Genomic DNA, 6,245 nt, shown 5'->3' with positions numbered 1-6,245 from the left:
AATTGTAGGCTGGGAAGTCTATGAGAATGAATCATCGGAACAAGCTGCTGATGTTTTGCGAAAAACTCGCTTGACAGAAGTATTACCTATCCACCAGGAGGTCCTATTACATTCAGATAATGGCAGTCCGATGAAAGGAGCCACCATGCTGGCAACCATCGTGAAAACCTATAGTCTTCCGCTTGACATTTCAGAATCCGAATTGAAGCTTCTGGCTTGGGCTAGCGATGGCTTTAGTGGAGCAGATATTGAAACGTTGTGTAATTCACTAAAGCGCACAGCTGTAATGGAAAAGGATTCTAGTTTTAGTTTATTGAGAGCTCTGGAGAACTACTTCTTGTTGAGCGCCGATACGGAGACATTCTTTGCGAGGAAGCTTCTCATGGGTTCAAGAGATGAATTGATGAAGGCGTTAAAAAGCACGGGCAGTCTGTTTAGTCAAAAAGAAATTGCCAAACTTTTTAACATGGGGGAGTCCACAGTTAGCCGCTTATTGCGACAATCAACATAATTTGGAGAGAGCATGGCAAACAATCTTATTCAAATCGTACTAAACACTGAAAACTATATTAGTTTTGTCGATAATCCTCCAGGCAAAAACTATAAAGATTTTTTCGTTGACAGAGATGTTGAGTTTGCCGCTCACAAGCAGAAGCTACTCTCACAGCTCAATGTAGTAAAAAAGGCCCTTCACACTACGCGTAACAGTCCTGTTGATTACGTAAAAGTCGTTTTACAATCTGAAGCATGGGCGAAAAGCCATAGACCAATCGGAAAAATCTTTAATCCTCAGAAAACACCGTGCGTAGGAGGAAATGGAATGGGAGAAATGTTCTTCGAGATTCGACTTGATACGATAAGCAAAATTGAAGAATCGATCCAGAAAGCGGAGGAGCAGACAGAGTGGAAAGTCGACAAGAATGGTCGAAAAAAACCAAATCCGACTGCATATAAAAGCGAGGTAGGAGCAATTTCGGATATTCTCCCTCATGAAATACCTGATAAGAGAAAATTCACAATAGAACAATCAGTTAAATGGTTGAATGATCCCAGGACGGGTGGATGCTATCTAGTAGAGTTGTTCGTCACTGAAAAGAGCCTCCCTGCAGTAGAAAATGAGCGATCACGCATATTACGATCACACACTCGTAAGTTTGAAAAAGGGCTTATGTCGCTAGGCTTACCGATTGAATTGATTCATACACGAGAAAAGTGGAACGCAGTTGACTTGTTGGTGGTGCGATTTCAGCGACAAGGAAACATTGGCGAGCATAAGTTACTTATTGATTATCTTGATTCGCAATCGATAGTAAAACGTATTGCATTACCTCCAATTTTAGATAAAAGCAATACTGAACCAATATATAGCAGTATCGGACATGATGTAAAAGGGCCAGAATTTCTCAAGGAAGGTAATTATGCGACTGTTGGCATAATTGATACAGGAATTAAAGGAATTGATCCACTAGATCCATGGATAATTGGTCGTTCCGATTTTCTCAATCACGACGAACAAGATGTTTCACATGGTACTTTTATTGCTGGTCTTGTTGTTGCTGCATCAGGATTAAATAAACACCATGTCTTTCAAGAAGATCCTTGTCAAGTTTTTGATCTCGGTTTGTATCCTACAAATTTGTATTCCGAATACTATCCGAAAGGGTTTATTGATTTTTTGGAGCAATTAGATTTTGAAATTATAGATGCAAAGAAAAAAGGCACCAGGATTTTTAATATGAGTCTTGCTATAGAAAGCATCGTAAATGATGGCGTGTATAGTTATTTTGCGGCATTTATTGATGAGCTTTCGGTTAAACACGATGTAGTGTTTGTTATCTCAGCGGGCAATCTTTCTGGTGTACAGATTCATAAACCATGGCCTTCTGATCCATTAGATGTTCTAGCAATGCTTGCTGAATATAAATATGCAGGGAAAGATCGAATACTCCAACCATCAGAAAGCGTACATTCAATTACTGTTGGAGCTCTAAACCCTCCAGAAGAAAGCGGAATACTGGCATCCGCGCAGTATTCACGACGCGGCCCAGGTTGTGCACTGGGGCAAAAGCCTGATGTAGCGCATGTAGGTGGAAAGTACAATAGGGATAGCGGTTTATATTCCTTTTCACCAGATGGGAAATTGGTGTCTGGTCTCGGCACCAGCTACGCAGCTCCCTTAGTAGCTAAGATACTAGCGAATATCAACCATAAGATTCAAGGACATATTCCACGAGAATCACTCAGAGCGCTACTAGTACACTACTGTACTATTCCTAAGATTCTTGCCAGCAAGCCATTAAAAGGCATTGTGCGGCAATTTGTTGGTCATGGCATTCCTGCAAACTCAAACGACATATTGGTATGTGATAATCATGAAATTACGCTTGTATTTAACGGCACACTCATGCGTCAGAAAGAGTTAAATTTTGAGTTTACTTGGCCGGTCAGCTTGGTCAATGAAGAAGGGGCATGCAAAGGGGACGTAAAACTTACTTTAGTCTATACACCACCAATTAACGAGGCTTTCGGCGCTGAATATGTCCGTGTTAACCTTGATGCCTATTTGCGTCAGCAACATAATGACAAAAAAACAGGAGAGATTAGTTTTAAAGGTAGATTGGAAAATGAAACTACTATTGATAAAGCAATTGAAAAAGAACTGATAGAGAATGGCGCTAAATGGTGGCCAATAAAGCAGTACGGTGGAACCTTTCCAATTGGAAAAGGTAATTCGTCAAACTGGAGGCTTGTTGTTGATTCTTTAACTAGAGCTGCGCAAGAATTTCCACACGAAGGTGTTCCATTTTCTGTAGTTCTAACAATTGCCGATATTGATAAAGAAAAACCAGTATTTAACCAAATGAGGCGTACCTTGCAGACGCAAGGTACTGTCATTCGTGATATCAAGACAGCTCTGAAAGTTCGGTTGTAGGTAATGATTTCTCAATGCACCGATTCTAATCTTTTCCGCAAGATTTACTTTTTATTTGCTACATAATTACAAATATTGATTTATAGTTTGCGCGTTATTTGGTACTAATTTAACGGTAATAATAAATTGAAAATAGTTTCAAATCATTTGTCTCGATGTTTCAAATTAACTGTCCGCCGTCAATAAGTCTTGATATTTTCCCATCTTCTTTTTCTTCTGATTTTACATAATACACATTATACGCAATTACTCATTTACCCCAATCTGAGGAAAAGTGCAAAAACCCCGTTGATTGTTTCCCAGGAAACCCCGAATCAAGCCTCCTCAAAATGCCCTTGGTAAATCATGCGAAAAGTCGAAGCCGCTTTTTAGAATCAGACAGGCCGCAAAGCCAAACGCAGCAAGGCTTTCATGGTTTTGGAAGCCATTGCAAATTTTGCCGCAAACAGTCGAGGCCACAAGGCAAAAACCGATTTCTACACGCAAAAACGGCTTTTCTGTCCGTCAAAAAGGAGGATTGCTGATGGCTAAGCGTAGGTACAAGCGCAAACCCTATAAGCCAGTAAGCTATGAGCGTTTCAGGGAAACGCGCTTGATTGTTGGCATGAGTCGCAAGGAGGCCGCCAAGCTGCTGTTCGTGACGTTGCGCACGGTGCAACTGTGGGAAGCTGGCAAGGTGAAAATTCCCTATGCTGCTTTTCGTCTGCTGCGGATTCATACCGGCTATGATCTCCCAGGGGACGCTTGGAAGGGTTTTTCTTTGTTCGGTGATACCCTTAAGATTACCCCTGATGGTAAAAACGTAGCTGCGGGCGATTTACGCTATCTATCGCTTACGTTTGCGATGGCCCGACAATGGCATAAGGAGTATGCCGCGAAGCAGAGCGCAGAGCGTGCGCGGCGCGCATGCGAACGCGAGGCTTCGGCACCAACGAACCTTCATCTTGTGAGGTCAAGAGCATGAACCAGCAATGGCTAGCAGGGAATGTTGGGGGATTCCTTCGAGGCTCGCCGATAGGCGAACGTAGGAAGGGGGAACCTGCTTCCCGTCGCGGGTACTGGGTACAGTGTAACCATGATTACCGCTTTCAACCCCCCTTCCCCTTGCAGAACTTGCGGTGTCAAATTGGCCGCCTTTGCTTGCTGCGGCCATCTGTTCTGTATGGCATGGAAATTGCTGCTCGTGGTTACAGTGTAGCGCCTGTGACTGCTGCAAGCTGTGGAGAATTCCTTTGAAATTCGCAGAATTTCAAAGGAATTTGTAACAGCGTAGTCATGCTACCGCTATTTGTTTCCAATATTGCTACAACGAAACTTGACAATCGAAGCGGCAAAATTTATTTTTTGTATCCATTAACGAAACAAACAATTTCGCGCTTTTTAGAGTCAATCTAGAAAGTTGACACACTAAATTTTATATAGATTTTTGTTTTTCTTTAAGAAATTTTATCTCTAAACATAAAATAGACTGCGCCTATCATGCATAAACCTGCCCACAGATAATCCAGTTTTAATGGCTCTTTTAGATAAAAAGCGGCAAAAGGTACAAAAATACTTAATGTAACAATTTCCTGAATGATCTTAAGTTGTCCAACGCTTAGCACTGTATAGCCGATTCTATTTGCAGGAACCTGAAACATATATTCAAGAAAAGCTACTAACCAGCTTATTACAGCTGCAATGAACCAAGATGCAGAATTTAATTCCTTGAGATGTGCATACCAAGCAAAAGTCATAAAAACATTACTCACAATAAGCAAAGATATACTGATCAATATCGGATTCACGATATTAAGATTAGGTATTGCTGCAGATTTTCTTGATTTCTCAAGAAATAAGCGGAAATAGATAGGTTTATGCGATTAAGGCAGGCATATTACTTAATTTTTTCCAACCATCTTTTCAGGATTAACCCACACATCAAATTCTTCTGCAGTAACATAACATAAAGAGAGTGCAGCTTCTTTTAACGATGTTCCTTCACTGTATGCTTTTTTTGCAATTTCTGCAGCTTTATCGTAGCCAATGTGAGGATTTAACGCTGTCACGAGCATTAAGGAATGCCGCATCAGCATATTAATTCGCCCGACATTAGCTGTGATGCCAATTGCACAATGATCATGGAAGCTCATTATGCCATCTGCGAGCAATCGTACACTTTGTAAGAAATTATGAATAATCAATGGCTTCATCACATTAAGTTCAAAATTACCCATTGCCCCGCCCATATTAATCGCTACGTCATTGCCCATCACTTGGCAGCACAACATAGTCATGGCTTCTGATTGAGTGGGATTAACTTTACCAGGCATAATCGAGCTACCTGGCTCATTTTCCGGAATTCTGATTTCACCAATCCCACAACGAGGGCCGGAAGCAAGCCAGCGAATATCATTGGCTATTTTCATTAAAGATGCTGCCAGTGTTTTTAATGCACCATGCGCATGCACAAGTGCATCATTAGCAGCGAGCGCCTCGAATTTGTTGGGAGCAGTTACAAACGGCAATTTAGTCAGCCTTGCGATTTCAGCTGCTACGCGTTCTGCAAACTCAGGATGCGTATTCAAGCCTGTTCCCACAGCCGTACCTCCTAAAGCCAACTCGTACATATGGGGAAAGGATGCCTCTATGTGTGCAAGACCATGATCTAACTGAGAAACATAACCAGAAAACTCTTGGCCTAGTGTCAATGGCGTTGCATCTTGCAAATGAGTTCTACCTATCTTGACAATATCAGTGAACTCTTCAGATTTATTAAATAAGGTTTGACGTAATACCTGAATTGCAGGCATTAGTTGATCATAAATTGCTTGCACTGCTGCTACATGCATTGCTGTTGGGAACACATCATTGGAAGATTGGGCTTTATTGACATCATCATTGGGATGAACTTTTCGTTTGTTGCCGCGCCCTCCTCCCAGCAATTCAGAAGCGCGATTTGCCAACACCTCGTTCATATTCATATTGGTTTGCGTGCCGGAACCTGTTTGCCACACGACTAAAGGAAATTCCGTTGCATGCTGACCAGCCATCACTTCATCTGCAGCTGCAATAATGGCATTTGCAAGTGTTTCGTCAAGTATGCCCAATTCACAATTTATGCGGGCCGCTGCACGTTTTACCAGCGCTAACGCATGAATCAGCGCAACAGGCATTTTCTCGCTGGAAATCTTGAAGTTTTGCAAAGAACGCTGCGTCTGTGCACCCCATAGCACATGAGCAGGAACTTGGATGGTACCCATCGCATCACGTTCTTCTCTAAAATCACTCATTACAGCTATCTACCCTATTAATTTAAACTATCAACTATTAA

5 protein-coding genes and 1 pseudogene are annotated in these 6,245 nt (G+C 41.8%); 4 read left to right on the top strand and 2 right to left on the bottom strand.

The window, feature by feature from the left end; all coding sequences use genetic code 11:
• From J5I83_RS03460 to J5I83_RS03445, 4 genes and pseudogenes are all read left to right on the top strand, one after another.
• A pseudogene (locus J5I83_RS03460) lies at nucleotides 1-166 on the top strand (IS3 family transposase); the annotation flags it as partial.
• Nucleotides 167-523: 357 nt separating this feature from the next.
• Nucleotides 524-2,932 (top strand): S8 family peptidase, encoded by a 2,409-nt coding sequence (locus J5I83_RS03455; RefSeq protein ID WP_304053306.1) that lies wholly within the window; start codon nucleotides 524-526, stop codon nucleotides 2,930-2,932.
• A gap of 523 nt (nucleotides 2,933-3,455) precedes the next feature.
• Nucleotides 3,456-3,896 carry a VC1465 family Xer recombination activation factor gene (locus tag J5I83_RS03450; protein ID WP_304053304.1) on the top strand — a complete coding sequence of 147 codons (441 nt, stop codon included), beginning with the start codon at nucleotides 3,456-3,458 and terminating at the stop codon, nucleotides 3,894-3,896.
• Nucleotides 3,893-4,168 carry a hypothetical protein gene (locus tag J5I83_RS03445; RefSeq protein ID WP_304053302.1) on the top strand — a complete coding sequence of 92 codons (276 nt, stop codon included), beginning with the start codon at nucleotides 3,893-3,895 and terminating at the stop codon, nucleotides 4,166-4,168. The genes J5I83_RS03450 and J5I83_RS03445 overlap by 4 nt, the downstream gene beginning before the upstream one ends.
• Before the next feature lie 200 nt (nucleotides 4,169-4,368).
• On the opposite strand, the gene J5I83_RS03440 is transcribed toward J5I83_RS03445, so the two are convergent.
• Nucleotides 4,369-4,719, bottom strand: coding sequence for a DMT family protein (locus J5I83_RS03440; protein WP_304053301.1), 351 nt, complete (start codon nucleotides 4,717-4,719; stop codon nucleotides 4,369-4,371).
• Between the two features lie 93 nt (nucleotides 4,720-4,812).
• Nucleotides 4,813-6,204: a class II fumarate hydratase gene (gene fumC, locus J5I83_RS03435; RefSeq protein WP_304053300.1), complete on the bottom strand. Its 1,392-nt coding sequence runs from the start codon at nucleotides 6,202-6,204 to the stop codon at nucleotides 4,813-4,815.
• Between the last annotated feature and the right edge of the window lie 41 nt (nucleotides 6,205-6,245).

The sequence above is a fragment of the Nitrosomonas communis genome, from assembly GCF_024102715.1.
Lineage (GTDB): Bacteria > Pseudomonadota > Gammaproteobacteria > Burkholderiales > Nitrosomonadaceae > Nitrosomonas > Nitrosomonas communis_B.
The sequence above is the reverse complement of the archived record's forward strand: the minus strand, read 5'-3'. Positions and strand labels throughout refer to the sequence as shown.